The organism is Hymenobacter psoromatis (assembly GCA_001596155.1).
GTDB lineage: Bacteria > Bacteroidota > Bacteroidia > Cytophagales > Hymenobacteraceae > Hymenobacter.
In genome coordinates, this window is record CP014771.1 from 543,089 (window position 1) to 560,928 (window position 17,840).

15 protein-coding genes are annotated in these 17,840 nt (G+C 61.2%); 7 read left to right on the forward strand and 8 right to left on the reverse strand.

The genetic code is table 11. The features are described from left to right. The first annotated feature begins 81 nt into the window (after positions 1-81). The 3 genes from A0257_02415 to A0257_02425 all read left to right on the forward strand — a co-directional run bounded on the left by A0257_02415 (position 82) and on the right by A0257_02425 (position 5,385). Positions 82-2,925, forward strand: coding sequence for a histidine kinase (locus tag A0257_02415; protein AMR26063.1), 2,844 nt, complete (start codon positions 82-84; stop codon positions 2,923-2,925). Between the two features lie 12 nt (positions 2,926-2,937). After that, positions 2,938-3,309 (forward strand): transcriptional regulator, encoded by a 372-nt coding sequence (locus tag A0257_02420; protein AMR26064.1) that lies wholly within the window; start codon positions 2,938-2,940, stop codon positions 3,307-3,309. A 162-nt stretch (positions 3,310-3,471) separates the two neighbouring features. After that, the gene (locus tag A0257_02425; protein AMR26065.1) at positions 3,472-5,385 is read left to right on the forward strand and encodes an acetyl-coenzyme A synthetase; all 1,914 of its coding nucleotides are present in this window, start codon (positions 3,472-3,474) and stop codon (positions 5,383-5,385) included. Positions 5,386-5,709: 324 nt separating this feature from the next. Here A0257_02425 and A0257_02430 read toward each other — a convergent pair whose 3' ends face one another. The 7 genes from A0257_02430 to A0257_02460 form a co-directional block, all read right to left on the reverse strand. Beyond that, positions 5,710-6,996, reverse strand: coding sequence for a hypothetical protein (locus A0257_02430; GenBank protein AMR26066.1), 1,287 nt, complete (start codon positions 6,994-6,996; stop codon positions 5,710-5,712). A gap of 136 nt (positions 6,997-7,132) precedes the next feature. After that, a complete protein-coding gene (locus tag A0257_02435) occupies positions 7,133-8,050 on the reverse strand; it encodes a cytochrome C (GenBank protein AMR29592.1) in 918 nt (305 codons plus the stop codon). A 169-nt stretch (positions 8,051-8,219) separates the two neighbouring features. After that, a complete protein-coding gene (locus A0257_02440) occupies positions 8,220-8,630 on the reverse strand; it encodes a transporter (protein AMR29593.1) in 411 nt (136 codons plus the stop codon). Between the two features lie 17 nt (positions 8,631-8,647). After that, entirely contained in the window at positions 8,648-9,208 is a 561-nt protein-coding gene (locus tag A0257_02445) for a hypothetical protein (GenBank protein ID AMR26067.1), read from the reverse strand. A gap of 254 nt (positions 9,209-9,462) precedes the next feature. Continuing rightward, complete coding sequence (locus tag A0257_02450; protein ID AMR26068.1) at positions 9,463-10,281, reverse strand: permease; 819 nt, start codon at positions 10,279-10,281, stop codon at positions 9,463-9,465. A gap of 68 nt (positions 10,282-10,349) precedes the next feature. Next, the gene (locus tag A0257_02455) at positions 10,350-10,619 is read right to left on the reverse strand and encodes a transcriptional regulator (GenBank protein ID AMR29594.1); all 270 of its coding nucleotides are present in this window, start codon (positions 10,617-10,619) and stop codon (positions 10,350-10,352) included. A gap of 501 nt (positions 10,620-11,120) precedes the next feature. After that, entirely contained in the window at positions 11,121-11,402 is a 282-nt protein-coding gene (locus A0257_02460) for a hypothetical protein (protein AMR26069.1), read from the reverse strand. A gap of 362 nt (positions 11,403-11,764) precedes the next feature. Here A0257_02460 and A0257_02465 point away from each other — a divergent pair, with 362 nt between their 5' ends. The 4 genes from A0257_02465 to A0257_02480 all read left to right on the forward strand — a co-directional run bounded on the left by A0257_02465 (position 11,765) and on the right by A0257_02480 (position 16,234). Beyond that, the gene (locus A0257_02465; protein AMR26070.1) at positions 11,765-12,874 is read left to right on the forward strand and encodes a hypothetical protein; all 1,110 of its coding nucleotides are present in this window, start codon (positions 11,765-11,767) and stop codon (positions 12,872-12,874) included. A gap of 133 nt (positions 12,875-13,007) precedes the next feature. Further along, on the forward strand, positions 13,008-14,525 hold the full coding sequence (locus A0257_02470) for a magnesium chelatase (GenBank protein ID AMR26071.1): 1,518 nt from the start codon (positions 13,008-13,010) through the stop codon (positions 14,523-14,525). Between the two features lie 727 nt (positions 14,526-15,252). Next, entirely contained in the window at positions 15,253-15,663 is a 411-nt protein-coding gene (locus A0257_02475; protein ID AMR26072.1) for a hypothetical protein, read from the forward strand. Further along, complete coding sequence (locus A0257_02480; protein ID AMR26073.1) at positions 15,647-16,234, forward strand: hypothetical protein; 588 nt, start codon at positions 15,647-15,649, stop codon at positions 16,232-16,234. The genes A0257_02475 and A0257_02480 overlap by 17 nt, the downstream gene beginning before the upstream one ends. 84 nt (positions 16,235-16,318) lie before the next feature. Here the strand turns inward: A0257_02480 and A0257_02485 are convergent, their stop codons facing one another. Beyond that, a complete protein-coding gene (locus tag A0257_02485; GenBank protein ID AMR26074.1) occupies positions 16,319-17,758 on the reverse strand; it encodes a bifunctional metallophosphatase/5'-nucleotidase in 1,440 nt (479 codons plus the stop codon). Positions 17,759-17,840: the final 82 nt, after the last annotated feature.

The following is a 17,840-nucleotide window of genomic DNA, read 5'->3' on the forward strand; positions in this document are numbered from 1 at the left end:
ATTTCCCACGTGTTATTCGCCTAGTTATTAGTTACTCAAACATTCACTCATTCACCCAATCGCCCATTCCCCCCCTACCCCTTGAATAAGTTTCTGGTCTTATTCTTTTCCTTCGGCTACCTGGCCCTGCTCTTCGGCGTAGCCTACGCGGCCGAGCGGCGGTCGGCGGCGCGCAAGAGTCTGGTAGCCAACCCGTATGTGTACGCCCTGAGCATGGCCGTGTACTGCACGGCCTGGGCCTACTACGGCTCGGTGGGGCGGGCGGCGCACCAGGGGCTCAGCTTCGTGGGCATTTACCTGGGGCCGGCGCTGCTGGCCCCGGCCTGGTGGCTGGTGCTGCGCAAAATCATCCGGGTGTGCCGGCAGCAGCGGCTCACCTCCATCGCCGATTTTATTTCGGCCCGCTACGGCAAGAGCGCGGCGCTGGGCGCGCTGGCCACGGCGGGGTGCGTGCTGGGCGTGGTGCCCTACATCGCCCTGCAAATCAAGGCCATCGCCAGCTCCTACGTGGTGCTGACCGGCGCGGGGAGCAGCCAGGCCAGCGGGCCGGCGCTGTTCACGGCAGGCACGCTGGCGGTGTTCACCATCCTGTTTGGGGTGCGCTCGGTGGAGGCCACCGAGCGCCACGAGGGCATGGTGCTGGCCGTGGCCCTGGAAAGCCTGGTGAAGCTGCTGGCCTTTTTGCTGGTGGGCCTGTTCGTGACCTACGGCCTGTTCGGCGGCTTCGCCGACCTCTTCGACCAGGCGGCGGCCGCGCCGGCGTTGCGGCAGCTTTTCACCCTGCGCGGCGCGGGCACGGGCAGCGCCGAGTGGCTCACGCTGCTCGTGCTCAGCATGTCGGCGGTGCTGCTGCTGCCGCGCCAGTTTCAGGTGGCCGTGGTGGAGAACACCAATGAGGACCACTTGCGCAAAGCCATGTGGCTGTTTCCGCTTTATTTACTCATTATCAATGTGTTCGTGCTACCCATCGCCTTCGGCGGAATGCTGAAGCTGGGCGGGCGCGGCCTCGATGCCGACACCTTCGTGCTGGCGCTGCCCCTGGCGGCGGGCCGCCCGTGGCTGGCGCTGCTCACCTACGTGGGGGGCCTGTCGGCGGCCAGCAGCATGATTATCGTCGAAACCATTGCCCTGAGCGTGATGCTCAGCAACCACCTGCTCATGCCCTGGCTGGTGCGGGTGCCGGCCGCCCGGCCCGCGGTGCAGGAGCGCTGGTTTGCCTACCTGCGCCGCGTGGCCCTGCAAAGCCGGCGGCTGGCCGTGGTGGCGGTGCTGGCCCTGGCCTACGGCTACTACGCCGTGGTGGGCCGGCAGCTGCCGCTGGTCAACACCGGCCTGGTGTCGTTCGCGGCGGTGGCGCAGTTTATGCCCGTGGTGCTGGGCGGCCTCTACTGGAAGGGCGGCACCCGGCGCGGGGCCACGCTGGGGCTGCTGGTGGGCTTCGGCATCTGGTTTTTTACGCTGGTGCTGCCCACGCTGGTGGGGCCGGGCCGCCTGCCGGCTTCGCTGCTCACCGAGGGGGTAGGGGGAATAAGCTGGCTGCGGCCGGGCGCGCTCTTTGGCCTCGAAGGGCTCGATTATCTCTCGCACGGCTTGTTCTGGAGCTGGTTTTTTAATATTGGGGGCTACGTGGGGCTGTCGTTGGCCGTGCCGCCTACCCCCCTCGAATTGCGCCAGGCCGACGTGTTCGTGGACGTGTTTCAGCGCCGCAGCCTGGACGAGGAAGTGAGCGGCTGGCCCGGCCGCGCCCCGCTGCCCGACGTGCGCGCCCTGCTGCTGGGCTTCCTGGGAAAAAAGCGCACCAACCAAGCCCTGCGCGCCTTTGCCGAGCGCTTCCCCGATGCCTTGCCGCCTACCCCCCTTTCGCCCGCGCAAGCGCCCGAAACCCGAAATCAGGAACCCGAAACCAGCAGCCAGGAACCCGAAACCTGGCACCCCGAACCCGCCGACCCGCGCCTGCTGCTCTACGCCGAAAAGCTACTGGCCGGCACCCTCGGCCCGGCTTCGGCGCGCCTGCTGCTGGCTTCGGTGGCGGGGGTAGAGGAGGTGAGCTACGGCCAGGTGGTGGGCATTCTGAAAGAAAGCCAGCAACTGCTCGAAGCCAACCGCCAGCTGCACAAGCAAAGCCGCCAACTCCAGCGCCTCACCGACGAGCTGCGCCAGGCTTACGACCAGCTGCAAGTTCTTGCTATGCAGAAGGATGAGTTTCTGTACACCGTGACGCATGAGCTGCGCACGCCGCTCACCAGCATCCGGGCGCTGGCCGAAATCCTGGCCGATAACCCCAATTTAGAAGAAGAAGAGCAACAGCGCTTCCACCTCACCATCGGCCGTGAAGCCGAGCGCCTGACCCGCCTCATTACACTGGTGCTGGACCTCGAAAAGTACGAAAGCGGCCAGGCCACCCTGAGCCGCGCCCCGCTGGCGCTGGCCGACGTGGCCCGCGAGGCCGCCGAGGCCGTGGAGCAGCTGGCCCGCGCGCGCGGCATCACGCTGCGCCTCGACGTGCCGGCCGCCCTACCCCCCCTGCCCGCCGACCACGACCGCCTCATGCAGGTGCTCATCAACCTGCTCTCGAACGCCGTGAAAGCCTGCCCGGACGATGGCACCGGCCGCATCACTCTGCGGGCCTGGTCCGTTGCCAACGCTTTGATAATGTGCGTGGAAGACAATGGCCACGGCATCGCGCGGCCTGAGCAGCACCTTATTTTCGACAAGTTTTTTCAGGCACCCAACCAGACCATGCGCAAGCCCGCCGGCACGGGCCTGGGCCTGGCCATTAGCCGCAACATCGTGGAGCTGCACCGCGGCCGCCTCTGGGTGGAGAGCGCCCCCGGCCAGGGTGCCCGTTTTTTCGTGGAGCTGCCGCTCGCGGTCCCTACCCCCGCCCGCGCACCAGAACCCTTGGCTGCTGCGGCCAAGCCATAAGTTGCCTTTACTATGAAAACGCCGCATATCTTACTGGTTGATGATGAGCCAAATATTGTCATGTCCCTGGAGTTTTTGATGCGCAAGAATGGCTACCAGGTCGGCATTGCGCGCAACGGCACGGAGGCCCTGGCCGCCATCCTCGCCACGCCCTACGACCTGGTGCTGCTCGACGTGATGATGCCCGACGTGGACGGCTACCAGGTGTGCCGCCAACTGCGCCAGCGCCCCGACCGCGCGGCCACCAAAGTCATCCTCCTTTCGGCTAAAAGCCAGCCCGCCGACGTACAGAAAGGCTACGATGCCGGTGCCGATATGTACGTGCCCAAGCCCTTCAGCACCCGCCAGCTCATGCAAAAAGTGCGCGAGCTGCTGGGGCGGTAGGGGGAGTAAAGTCGTCTGTCATTGCGAGCCCGCGAAGCAATCGCACCCGCACGACCTCCGCGCCAGTCGTTCATTTATCGTTCTGGTGCGATTGCTTCGCAGGCTCGCAATGACAACTGCATTCAGATTTAAATTTTTACACATTTAATTCCCCTTTCAAATATGTCCGCCATTCGCACCCGCACGCTCGAAGAATACCACGCTGACTACCAGCATAGCATAGAAGACCCCGATGCCTTCTGGGCCGCCGCGGCCGAGCCGTTTACCTGGCGCAAAAAGTGGGATACTGTGCGCGGCGGCGAGTTTTCGCCGGCCGGCACCAGCACCTGGTACGCGGGCGCTACCCTCAACCTCACCGAAAACTGCCTGGACCGCCACCTGGAGCAGCGCGCCAACAAGCTGGCCATCATCTTTGAGCCTAACGACCCCAAAACCCGCCACCTGCGCCTCACCTACCGCGAGCTGCACACGCGGGTGTGCCAGTTCGCTAACGTGCTGAAAAAGAACGACGTGCGGAAGGGCGACCGCGTGGTGCTCTACATGCCCATGATACCCGAGCTGGCGGTGGCCGTGCTGGCCTGCGCCCGCATTGGGGCGGTGCACGGAGTCATCTTCGCCGGCTTCTCGGCCTCGGCCATCGCCGACCGCGTGAACGACGCCCAGGCCACCTGCATCCTCACGGCCGACGGCCTGAACCGCGGGGCCAAGCAGATTCCGGTGAAAAGCGTGGTGGACGAGGCCCTGGAAAGCTGCTCCTCCGTGCAGCGCGTCATTGTGGTGGAGCACACCGGCTGGCCCGTGCAAATGTGGGAGGGTAGGGACGTGTGGTTTCACGAGGAGGTGCAAGACGTGGCCAGGGACTGCCCTGCCGAAACAATGGCGGCCGAAGACCCGCTGTTCATCCTCTACACCAGCGGCAGCACCGGCAAGCCCAAGGGCGTGGTGCACACCCAGGCCGGCTACATGGTGTGGGCCGATTACACGTTCCGCAACGTGTTTCAAATCGAGGAAAACGACGTGTTCTGGTGCACCGCCGACATTGGCTGGGTCACGGGCCACACCTACGGCCTCTACGGCCCGCTGCTGGCCGGCGGCACCACGCTCTTGTTTGAGGGCGTGCCGACCTACCCCTCGCCGGGCCGGTTTTGGGAGGTCATTGACAAGCACCACGTCACCATTTTTTACACCGCGCCCACCGCCATCCGCTCGCTTATGGCTCACTCCGTGGACCACGTATTGGCCTACTCGCTCAGCAGTTTGCGCATCCTGGGCTCAGTGGGCGAGCCTATTAATGAAGAAGCCTGGCACTGGTATGACCAGCACGTGGGCAAGGGCCGCTGCCCCATCGTGGATACCTGGTGGCAGACCGAAACCGGCGGCATTATGCTGTCGGCCCTGGCCGGCATCACGCCCAGCGTGCCCGCCCGCGCCGGCCTGCCCCTGCCCGGCGTGCAGCCCGTGCTGCTGAACCAGGACGGCACCGAAATCGACGGCAACGACCAAGAGGGTTATTTGGCGATAAAAGCCAGCTGGCCAGGCATTATCCGCACCACTTGGGGCGACCACGAGCGCGCCCGCCAGACGTATTTCCAGCCCTACCCCGGCTACTACTTCACCGGCGACGGCGCGCGGCGCGACGCGCAGGGCCTCTACCGCATCATCGGCCGGGTCGATGACGTGATAAACGTGAGCGGCCACCGCTTCGGCACTGCCGAAATCGAGAACGCCATCAACCAGAGCGACTACGTGGTGGAAAGCGCCGTGGTGGGCTACCCCCACGACGTGAAGGGCCAGGGCATCTACGCCTACGTTATCTGTCGCCACGGCCTGCCCACCACCGACCTGGAAATTCAAAAGGCCGAGGCCAGCATCATCGAAGCCGTGGTGGCCGCCATCGGCCGCATTGCCAAGCCCGATAAAATACAGCTGGTCAGCGGCTTGCCTAAGACCCGCTCCGGTAAAATTATGCGCCGGATATTGCGCAAAGTCGCCGAAGGCGAAACCACTAACCTGGGCGACACCACCACGCTGCTCGACCCACTGGTTGTGGACGAGATTTTGGCGGGTAAAAAGTAGCTGGTTGCCCAGCGAGTGCTAAAAAAGCAGCCTGCCGAACGCTCGTTTAGCAGGCTGCTTTTTACCGTGAAAAACAACTGGCTGCCCTTCCTTTTTCGCGCATCAAGCGGCGTAAGCAGCCGCAAAGTAGGCAGGTACTAAAATAGGTAGGTACTAAAACGAGTTAGGGAAAATAAATTCTCTGGCTGAGTTCTAGTGCCTGCTACCCCGCCCCTGGGCCGGTTTGCTAACCGGAGGGGGGGTAGCCGGCGCATTCTGACTATCAACCAGCAGGCGCACCGCCTGCTGGCTGCCCGCGCGCAGGCTCAGCCAGGCGGCCAGGCGCTACTGCTCGGCAGCGGGGAGCGGGCGGCGGGTGCGCACGGCGACCAGCACGGTGGTATCGGCCCGGAGCGAGTCGGTGGCGGGGCGCACCAGGCGGCTCAGCCCCAGCTGGCGCACGGTGGGGTGCTCTATCTGCACTTCGCGCAGCAGGGCCGCCGCGCCGGGCAGGCCGGCCGTGAGGCTGTCGGGGTGGGCCAGCAGCTGCTGCAGCTGCGCCAGGCGGCCTTCGTAACTCACCAGCGTTTGCTCCTGGCGGCTGCGCACATCCTCGAGCACGCTGCTGCGCAGGGCCCGCGTATCGGCCGAGTCGAGGCGGGCCAGGCCCTGGCGCACGGTTAGAATAGCATCATCCAACCGGTAGCGCGGCAGCTCGGTGCGGGCCTTTTGCAGCTGGGCGGCGGTGAGGCGCTGGCCAGCCAGCAGCACGTTGATGGTGTACGCACGGGGCTGAATGCGGCTGGTGACGACGAACGTGCCGGGCCGGTTCAGCTGCTCATCCACGAAGCGCTGGGCGTTGTGGGAGAAGGTGCCGTCGCGCACGATGCCGATGGCCAGGTACACGCTGGGCGCGGCCGTGAGCAGGGCCAGCGCCCAGATAACGAGCCGCACGCGCCGGGCCCGCCGGTCGCTGTCGAAGGTGTGGCGGGGTAGGGGCAGCACCCGGCACACCAAAAAGGTAGATAGGGCAATAAATACGCAGTTAATCGAAAACAAGTACAGCGCCCCGAACAGAAACGACCAGTGCGCCGTGGCCAGCCCGTAGCCGGCCGTGCACAGCGGCGGCATCAGGGCCGTGGCAATGGCCACGCCGGGAATGGCGTTGCTGTGCTCGCGCCGGGTGAGGGCCACGGCCCCCGCTGCCCCGCCAAACAAGGCAATCAGCACGTCCCAAGTAGTGGGTGTGGTGCGGGCCAGCAGCTCGGAGCCGGCATCGGTGAGGGGCGTGAGGCGGAAGTAGAGCGCCGACACCAGCAGGCTCAGCAGGCTGGCCGTGAGCAGGCTTTTGACCCCGCGCTGAATCAGGTCGATTTCCATCGTGGCGGCCCCGTAGCCGATGCCCACGATGGGCCCCATGAGCGGCGAGATGAGCATAGCCCCAATGATGACGGCCGTAGAATTAACATTCAGCCCCACCGAAGCCACCAGGATGGCAAAAATCAATACCCACAGATTGGTGCCCCGAAAGGCAATTCCCGCCTCTACGTCGGCTCGAATCTCGACTGCCTCCGCCATGTCGTCGGTGAGCAGGAAGCGGGTACGCAGAAAGCGGAGCAGAACGTCGAACATGGGGTAAGCTGAGAAAATGACTCAGGAAATCGCCCCGCCGCGCGGTTGGCAGGCAGCGATACGTGGGCGCAAAGGTGCGGGTAATTTAACCAAAGCTGCCGCCAGCTTCATGCACCGCTCATTCAATTAGCAACTGCTAGTTGGCGCTGGCCAGCTGCGGGTGGGCGGCCACGATGGGCAGCCACGGCCCAAACTTGTGCTGCCGCTCCGAAAAGGCGTCAGTGTAAGGCCCAAACGGGTGGTCCACCGGCTTGCGGCTGACATCGGGCCAATCGAGGGGGGTAGGCAGGTGGGGGCGGGGCTGCGAGTTGATGAAGGCCGCCACGTCCCAGGCCTGCTCGTTGGTGAGTTGAGGCTGGTCGAAAGTTGCGCCCAAAGGCATGGCCGCTTTCACGTAGCGCGCCAGGCTGCCCACGCGAAACAAGCCCGCGCCGTCGTTGTAGCTGTGCGGGCCCCACAGCGGCGGATACTGGTAGCCGCCGCTGGCCAGCGGCTGGCCCTGGCCGGCGGGCCCGTGGCAGCGCTGGCACTTGCTGGCAAACACGGCCTTGCCAATCACCGGGTCGGCGGCCCGGTCCAGGTAAGGCAGTTTCACGAGGCCCGTGCCATATACCTTTCTACCCTTCGGAATTCCCTGCCCCAGCCACGTCATATAGGCCACGATGGCGCGCAGCTCGCGGCTGCTATCGGGCAGCACCCGGCCGTTGAGGCTGCGCGCCAGGCAGTCGTTCACGCGCTTCCCGATGCCTTCTACGGCACCCGAGCGCGCCCGCCGCTTGGGGTAGGTGGCGGCCACGGCCAGGTAGTTGTTGGCGAAGCCCTGGGTGCCGGCCTGCAGGTGGCAGTTCTGGCAGTTCATGCCGTTGGTGAGGTGCGCCACCGTGCCCTGCGGCCCCAGATACGCCGCCGTGCGGGCCACCAGCGCCCGCCCGTAGCGGATGGCGCGGCCGGCCGCGGTGTGCGGCAGCCGGGCCGTATCGGGGGCCGGGGTGGCCGGCCGGTGGTAGCTGCCGGGCGGCGGCGGGCCCAGCTGGGCTTCATCTAGCTGGGCCACGGCCGGCGGCGGGCTGGCGGGCCCGTAAAGCTGAGCGAACACTACCCCCACTACCAGCCCCACCACGGCCGTGAGCAGCATCAGCAGCCGGGCCAGCTGCGGCAGGTGGGGCACCGGGTCTTGCGGAGGTTTCATGCGCTGAGGAGGGTAAGGAGGCGGTCGGGCAGGCTTACAGGGGCAGCTTGTCGCGCAGGGCGCTGTAGGTCCAGGTGCCGGCCAGCGCGGCCACAAGCATCACTGCCGCCCCGCCCACGCCGCTGCCGAGCTGCGCGAACAAGGGGCCGGGGCAGGCCCCCGTGATGGCCCAGCCCAGCCCGAAAATAATGCCGCCCAGCCAGGTGCCGTGGGTGTACTTTTTATCGGCGATAACGATGGGCTCCCCCTTAATGGTTTTGATATGAGCACGCTTGATTAGCTGAATCGAAATCAAGCCCACCACAATGGCCGAGCCAATGATGCCGTACATATGAAAGCTCTGGAAGCGGAACATCTCCTGAATCCGAAACCAGCTGATAACCTCGCTCTTGGTTAGGATGACGCCGAACAACGTGCCCAGCACCAGATACTTAACGTTTTTCATAAAGCCCAAAAGTTCATTTAAAACAGCAGCGGATAAATTACCCAGGTCATGAGCAGCCCACCCACGAAGAAGCCAACCACGGCCACCAGCGACACCCACTGCAAATTTGAAAGCCCCGAAATGGCGTGGCCCGAGGTGCAGCCCCCGGCGTAGCGCGTGCCAAAGCCCACCAGAAAGCCGCCCAGCACCAGAAACACCCAGCCCTTCCAGTTGGCCAGGTTGTCGAGCGCAAACAGCTCGCGCGGCAGCAGGCCCGAAAAGTCAGTGAGGTGGAGCTGGGTTTGGAGGTCGTGCACCGTGGCGGGCGAGATGCCCACCACGGCGGGGTGGCCCAGCACGCGGTAGCCAATAAATCCGCCAATGGTGATGCCGAGCACAAAAAACAGGTTCCAGCTTTCGGCCCGCCAGTTATAAGTCAAAAACGGGATGCCGGCCGGCACGCAGGCCGCGCACAGGTGGCGCAGCGAGCTGCTGATGCCCAGCGCTTTATTACCAGTAAGCAGCAGCGCCGGCACCGTTAGGCCAATGAGCGGCCCGGCCACGTACCAGGGCCAGGGCTGGCGAAGTAAGTCCAACATGGGGGGGTAGGGATAGGAAAAAATAAAGACTGCCGGGCGGCTGGCGCGCACTTAGTGAGCCGCCTCGGCCAGCTGGCAGCATGGTGCTGCCGGGCAACGTCGTAGCCGGGCCGCTGGGCGCGCGCCGGGCCTGCCAGCACGATTTCGCGGGCGCAGTCGCTCCGAATGGCGTAGGAAAAACGAGCCAGAGTTTTATCAACAAACGGTTGAGTTTTCAGGAAAATAAAAAAAGAGAAAAGTTGAAAATCAAAAGCTTAGCCGTGATGAAACAGCAGCTCCTTCGTAAGAATAAACGTGCCCATAGCCAGCGTAAACCAGCCAAACGCGGGCTTGAGCCTGGCCCCCGGAATGAAACGCGCCAGGTAAGTGCCCAGCACGATGCCGACCAGCGCGAAGGCCAGGAAGCCCAGCAAAAACGACCACGCGATGGGCGTGCCCGCGCTCAGGTCGCCGGTGAAGCCGATGAGCGAGTTCAGGGCGATGATGGTCAGGGAGGTGCCCACCGCCAGCTTCATGGGTAGCCGCGCGCCCAGCACCAGCGCCGGAATGATGAGAAAGCCGCCCCCCGCGCCCACGAAGCCCGTGAGCATACCCACCACCAGCCCAATGCCCAGGATGAGCGGGTAGTTGAAGGCCTGGTTGGAGAGCCGCTCCGCCTCCGGCACCTGGGCGGCCGGCTGGGTGCGAATCATGGAGGTGGCCGCCCCCACCATCAGCACGGCGAAGGCCACCAGCACCAGCAGGTCTTTGGTAAAAACGAGGCCGCCCACCGTGAACAGCTCGTGCGGAATGGCCGGCAGCAGCACCTTGCGCACCAGAAACACGGCCAGCAGCGAAGGAATCAGAAAGACCACGGCCGTTTTCAGCGACACCAGCCCCTTGCGGAAGTAGCCCGAAGCCCCCACCACCGAAGTCGAGCCCACCACAAACAGTGAATAGGCCGTGCTCAGCACCGGGTTCACGCCCATTAGGTACACCAGCACCGGCACGGTTAGAATGGACCCGCCTCCACCCATAATACCCAGCGAAAGGCCGATGAAAATAGCTGCGAAATAGCCAAGATAATGGAGCATGCCGCAAGAAGAAAACGTATGAAGTTATGAAAATTTGTTCAGGTAGTTGAGCAAAAAAGCGCGTCAGCTTACAGAAAAGTGCATCCGGCCAGGCACTGAATCACCTCAATAATTTCCCGCATTTTCAGCGAATAATAGCTGTTTTTGCCTTCCCGCGTGCTACTGAGAATGCCCTTGAGCTTCATGACCGCGAGGTGGTGCGAGAGCAGGCTCTGCTCCACGTTCAGCCGCCCGCTGATTTCCGTCACCGACAGGCTTTCCTGGGCAGCCAGCAGCTGCACGATGGCGATGCGCGTAGGATGGGCCGTGGTCTTGAGCAGAAAAGCCACCTTCTCCATCTTCTCAGTGGTCAGGTTCAGGTCGGCAGGGGGGGTAGGAGCTGGCATAATCAGGACAAACGTATGAAAGCTTGTTCATCTGTGCAAGTAGTGTCCCGGTGGTAGTGCCCCGCGTATCTCAAATACGCAGCCGCTTTGCTTTCGGCACTATCTCCTTCCGGCTGAACCAACTTAACCAAACCACCGCGCCGCCGCACCCAGAAGAGCGGGGTAGTATATGGATAGAAATGACTGGCCGGGCAGGTTTAGCACGTAATGGCGCAGCCCAGCGTGCCCGACCTCATTCACCTGGGCGAATTGGCCAACGCCGGCAAGCTCGAAGTGCCAATTGCCACCACCTCCCTGCTGGCTGAGGTAAAAAAGGCCTTTGAGCAGATTGAAACCAAACACACCACGGGCAAGGTAGTGACTATGCCGTAATGTAAAGTGGTCATTAGTAGCTTATAAAAAAGCCCCGCTGTGCTTGACACGGCGGGGCTTTTTTATAAATGCGCTACTTGGCTATTTCTCAATTTTAACGCCCTTCCAGAACGCTACCCGGTCCTTGATATTCGTGGCGGCGGGGCTGGCTTCGGGATAATACCAGGCAGCATCTTTGTTCAGCTCGCCGTTCACGCGCAGTGAGTAGTAGCTGGCACGGCCTTTCCAAGGGCAGGAAGTATGGGCGATGCTGTCCTCAAAAAACTCCTTTTTAATAGAGTCGGCGGGAAAATAGTGGTTATTCTCCACCACTACGGTGTCGTTGCTCTCGGCCACGACGGTATTGTTCCAGATGGCTTTCATAGGGTTGGCGCGCAGTTAGGGGGTAGCCCGCCAAGAGTAAACGCGCTACTTTGCCGGATGTTTACGTTCGCTTACCTACATGATACGCTACCTCAAGTAACCCGCGTTTGCGCAGCTTCGGGTCGGTTCCGACGCCATTTCTGACTATTACCGCCGACCGCCTGCCCTGGCCGGTGCGCCAGCTCAAGGCGGCGCGCATGGCGCTGTACCGGCGGCTACGCCCGCGCCCGGCCGCCAATGGCGCTTGAGAGGGGGGTAGGGAAACATTCCCGGCGCGGGCGTTGTTGGCCGCAGTAGCTTATTCAGGTGCCCGCAACTACGGCGAAATTCGCCGGGCACCTCACGTATTTACCTGGAAAATTATGGCTATTGGCGTTCGCTTTCGTGATTTTGTGCCCGATGAAAATGCGGGCGATAAGGGCTTCGAGCAGCTGTTCAAGCTCTTTATGCAGCTCATTACTATTACCAGCGGCGACGTGGGTGAGGCTTTGCAGTGGCTCAATGAGCTGGATAAGCAGTATAGCCTCACCGACAACGACTACGGCATGGGCAATTTTATCGATGACCTCAAGAAAAAAGGCTACATCGATGAGAATGAGCAGGAGCGGGGCGAGCTGAAAATCACGCCCAAAACGGAGCAGAAAATCCGTAAGTCGGCGCTCGAAGAGGTGTTTGGCAAGCTCAAGCGCGGCAACAGCGGCAACCACCGCACGCCCCACACCGGGCAGGGCGACGAGCAGAGCACCGACCTGCGCGAGTTTCGCTTCGGCGACTCGCTGGAGCAGATTCAAATGACCGAATCTATCCGCAATGCCCAGCTCAACCACGGCATGGACGACGACAATTTTATGCTGACCGAGGGCGACCTCGAAGTGCGCGAAAACGAGCATAAGTCGCAGACCAGCACGGTGCTGATGATTGATATTTCGCACTCCATGATACTCTACGGCGAGGACCGCATCACGCCCGCCAAGAAGGTGGCGATGGCCCTGGCCGAGCTCGTGAAGCAGAAATACCCCAAGGATTCGCTCGACGTCATCGTGTTTGGCAATGATGCCTGGCAGATTGAAGTGAAAGATTTGCCCTACCTGCAAGTCGGCCCCTACCACACTAACACCGTGGCCGGCCTGGAGCTGGCAATGGACCTGCTGCGCAAGCGCAAAACGCCGAACAAGCAGATTTTTATGATAACCGACGGCAAGCCGACCTGCCTCAAAGAAGGCAACGGCTACTACAAAAACTCATTTGGCCTCGACCGCAAGGTGGTGAACAAAACGCTGAACCTGGCCGCTGCCGCCCGCCGCATCAAGATTCCGATTACCACTTTTATGATTACTTCCGACCCGTACTTGCAGAAATTCGTGGAGGAGTTCACGGAGGTAAATCAGGGCAAGGCCTACTATTCGGGCCTGAAAGGACTGGGGCAACTGGTATTTGAAGACTACAAGAAGAACCGGCGCAAAAGCCTTTAAAACTGTCGATTGCGAGCGAAAGGCTCTTGCGGGCGCGCTGAGCGCGCCGCAGGAGCCTTTTTGCACGTAGCCGGTCCTAAAACTCCCTTTTCGTAAGCTGAACCTCCACCCCGCTCGGCGGGTTTACTTCCTAATGAAGCACGAAACTATCCGCACCCTGGGCCAATTGCGCGCCAGCGGCTACCAGCCCCGCACCGTCAAGCAAGAATTGCGGGATAACCTCATTCAAAAACTTAAAAACAAGGAAGACGTGTTTCCCGGCATCTTCGGCTACGAAGAAACCGTGATACCGGAGTTGCAGCGCGCCATTCTGGCCGGGCACCACATCAATTTGCTGGGCCTGCGCGGGCAGGCCAAAACGCGCATCGCGCGCCTGCTCATCAACCTGCTCGATGCCTACGTGCCGGTGGTGAAGGGCTCGGAGCTGAATGACGACCCGTTGCAGCCGCTGTCGATTTACGCCAAAAACCTCATTGCCGAGAAGGGCGATGACACGCCCGTTGACTGGCTGTACCGCGACGACCGCTACACCGAGAAGCTGGCGACGCCCGATGTGACGGTGGCCGACCTCATCGGCGACGCCGACCCCATTAAAGCTGCCACGCTCAAGCTGCCGTACTCGGACGAGCGCGTGATTCACTTTGGCCTGATTCCGCGGGCGCACCGGGGCATTTTTGTGATTAACGAATTGCCTGACCTGCAGGCCCGCATTCAGGTGTCGCTGTTTAATATTTTGCAGGAAGGCGACATCCAAATTCGGGGCTTTAAGGTGCGCCTACCCCTCGATATTCAGTTCGTGTTCACGGCCAACCCCGAGGACTACACCAACCGCGGCAGCATCGTGACGCCGCTCAAGGACCGGATTGACGCGCAGATTATCACGCACTATCCCAAGTCGATTGAAATCGGCAAGCGCATTACCAAGCAGGAAGCCCGCATCAAAGAGGAGCAGAAAGGCATGGTGACGACCAACGAAATCACCCACGACCTCGTGGAGCAGGTGGCTATCGAGGCCCGCGGCTCGGAGTTCGTGGATGCCAAGTCGGGCGTGTCGGCCCGCCTCACCATCTCGGCCTACGAGCAGGTGATTGCCGGTGCCGAGCGCCGCGCGCTCATCAATGGCGAGCAGAAGACTTATGTGCGCGTGGCCGATTTCGTCTCGGCCGTGCCCGCCATCACGGGCAAGGTGGAACTGGTGTACGAAGGCGAGCAGGAGGGCGCGGGCATCGTGGCCGAAAAGCTCATGGGCAAGGCCATTCGCACGCTGTTTCTCAACTACTTCCCCGACCCCGACAAGTCGAAGAAGCTCAAGAATCGTCCCTCGCCCTACAAGGCGGTGCAGGAGTGGTTTAGCAATGGCAACACGCTCGACATCCTCAGCGATGCCAGCACCGCCGACTACCGCGCCGCCCTCGACAAAGTGCCCGGCCTGCGCGACATCGTGACGGAGCTGCACCCCAAAGAGGACGTCGAAACCACGTATTTCCTCATGGAATTTCTGCTGCACGGCCTGGCCGAGCACTCGCTCATCTCGCGCAATAAGCTCACGGGCGGCGCGCAGTTCAAGGACCTGCTGGCCTCCATGTTCACCATGCCCAGCTTCGGCGATGACGACGATGAGGAGGAAGAGAAGCCCCGCAAGCGCCGCTAGCCCTACCCCCCTTGTTTAGCACAAAGCCCCGCGTATCGGCCGATACGCGGGGCTTTTTACGTAGCTTCGTGATATGTTAAAGCGCCTGCACCTCCGCAATTTTACCGTCTTCGCCGATGCCGAATTTGAATTTGGCGCGGGGCTCAATGTGTTAGTGGGGGCGAACGGGACGGGGAAGACGCATGTGCTGAAGGCGGGTTATGTCGCACTAAATAGCTTGCATAACACAATTAGTAGAAATACGTTTGACTCACAAGAAAAAGGCAAGTATATAAGAGAAAAACTAAGGGATGTTTTTCAGCCAAATGATGGAGACGAAGAACTAATTCGTCGAGGAATAGGAGAAAAAGAGGCGACAGTAGAAATAGTTGCCTCTTACCCTCATGGTCAATTCAGTTACTTATTCGCTTTCTCCAAGAATAAATCTCATGCGACTTATACTCCTCCCCAAATAGGTGATTATAGTATAAACTATCCAGATACTGTTTTTATTCCTGCTAAAGAAGTTTTAACAATGAGTTGGATTCTAGCATTTTATGATTATCGTAGAGTTGCAATAGATGAAACTTATCCAGACTTATTAAGGCTATTGTCAGTTCCGGCTCTTAAATTTCCTGCAATTAATACAGTAGTAATTCTAGAAACATTAAGTCAATTAATTGGTGGTGAAGTTGAAGAAGTAATTGGCCATTTCTACCTCACCGCGCCCGACCAGCCGCGCTTAGAAATGAACCTCGTAGCTGAGGGAATGCGCAAATTTGCTACCCTCTATAAACTACTTGCTAATGGCACGCTCACGCCAGAAACCACGCTGTTTTGGGATGAGCCGGAGGCCAACCTGAACCCGGCGCTGCTCAAGGATATGGCGGTTATATTGACTGATTTGGCCGAGGCGGGCTTTCAGATTATTCTGGCGACGCACAGCCTATTTTTGATGAAGGAATTGCATATTCTGGCGCAGAAAAAGCAAAAGCCAGTTCGGTATTTCGGTCTTTATTCAGGCGAAAAAGGTGATATTCAGGTGGAAACCAAGAACGATTTTATTCAATTGGAGCACATTACTGCACTGGATGCGGAACTGGCGCAGACATTCGATTTTGAGGAAGCTTTAGACCAGGATTATGCCGGCGATTCCTGAGGGTAAGCATACATTTGACTTTCCTAACAGCGATGATTGGTACGCCTTCAAATACGACGAAATAGACCCAACCAAGCCGGGCTTTTACCAAGCCCGGCTGGAAAAAATCGACGGGCTCAAGGGCGTTGATATCGTTGCTGGCATCCGGCCGGCGTTTCACACGCTGACGCTAATTGAAGTGAAGGATTTTCGGCACCACGCGCACGCCTTGAAAGAGGAAATGCGCCTGGGCACCCTCCTGTTAGAAATAATGCAGAAGGCAATACACACGTGCGGTGGCCTGTATCTGGGCGCGCGTAGCAACGATGCTTTGCTGGATGCCGAGCTGCTAGCAGCCATGCTACGGCCTACTCAGCGCATTACCCTGGTGTTATTTCTGGCCCAGGATGCCGTGCGGCCCTCGCTACCCGTCTGGGAGAAAGCCAAGCAAGAACAAAACCGCCAGGTGCGGCGGCAGGATATGCTGAAGAAGCTGCGCGAGAAACTAGGGCCGCTGGGTATTGTATGTGCTTTGGCAGAAAGCAATAATCTGCCCAAGCACTGCGGCTGGACGGTGAAGGAATTACCCTAAACCAAAAAAGCCGCCCCAGCTATTCTGGAGCGGCTTCGTGCTTTGCAAGGGGGGTAGGGGCTGAATCAGATAAGCGCTGCCGGCTCACACCACCACGAACGACTCGGGGCAGCCCACGGCCAGCGGGCGGTGCTGGTCGAGGTAGGCGCGCATGGCAGCCACGGCGTGCTGGCCGGTGCCCCGGCGCTGCCGGCCCAGCGCTGCCGGCACGGCCTGCACCGTCACGAAGGCCACCGTGTAGGTACGCTTCGGGTCGAGCAGCTCGCCCCGCACGAAGGCCCGCTGCACGCGGCTGCCCGATTGGTTTTCTATTTTGAAATACACCTTCAGGCCCAGCGTGCGCTTCACGTAGCCGCCCATTTGGGCGAAGGGGTCGGGGCTGTAGGTGCTTTCCAGGTTGTGTTCGAGCAGCTGGTGCAGCTCGGCCCCGGTCAGCATTACGGTTTCGATTTCGGGGTCCATCGGCGTGATGTTGTAGAGGTCGTCGAGGCGCACGGGGCCGGGCAGCACGGGCGCGCCGTAGCGCCAGCCGTTGGCAAAATACACGTCGGCTGGCACGCGGGCGCGCAGGCTTTCGAGCAGAAAATCATCCATCGGCGCGTTTATCGACGTGGCCCGGTGCAGCGCCCCGCGCACAATGCCCACCGCCTCGCGCAGGTGGGGGTAGGGCCGCAACGCCTGGTCGATGAGGGCCTGCACCACCGGGTCAGGCACGATATCGGCCCCGATTTCGCGCAACTCATGGTCGTGGCCGACGATGCGGCCATCTTCTAATGTGAGTGTGAGCCGCCCCGCGAACGAACCGTGCGCGCCCGACTGCATCACCAGGCACTCGCCCACCCGCACGGGGGCGTAGAGGCGGTGGTGGGTGTGGCTGCTCAGGCACACATCCACGCCCGCGTGGCGCGTGAGCAGGTCCACATCCTGCGGAAAGCCGCAGTGCGAAAGCAGCACCACCAGGTCGGCGCGCTCGGTTTCGCGCAGGTGGGCCACGTAGCGCGGCAGCTCGGCGTCGCCGTTGCTAAAGCGCAGGCCCTCACTGAAATGGGCCGGCATATTGGAACCCACGATGGGGCAGGCCAGCCCCACCACGCCCACGCGCAGCCCGCCGGCCTCATACACGCGGCAGGCCGGAAAAGCCAGCTCGCCCGAGGCTTCGTCATAGACGTTGGCCGCCAGCAGCGGGTAATTAAGCTGGCTCACCAGCTGATGCAGCTGGGCCGGGCCGTAGGCAAAATCCCAGTGTGCGGTCATGCCTGCAATGTCCAGCTCGCGCAGAATGGGCAGCAGAATCTCTCCCTTGGTTTCCACCACCGGCCGCGTGCCGTGGAACGTGTCGCCACCATCAAACAACAGGCTGGCGGGGTACTGCGCCCGCCACTCGTGCAGCACGGTGGCCAGGCGGGCGTAGCCGCCGCAGGGCCGATAGGTAAAGCCTTCCGGGCCAGGAAATATCTCCTGGTGCAGGTTGAGGTAGCCGTGAACGTCGTTGAGCTGGAAAAAAGTAAACGTGGTGGGATTCATAAGGAGCTAAAGACCGGAGGAAATTTTAATCAAAAATATTTATAATTTTATCACAATGTCATGCTGACGAAGGAAGCATCTC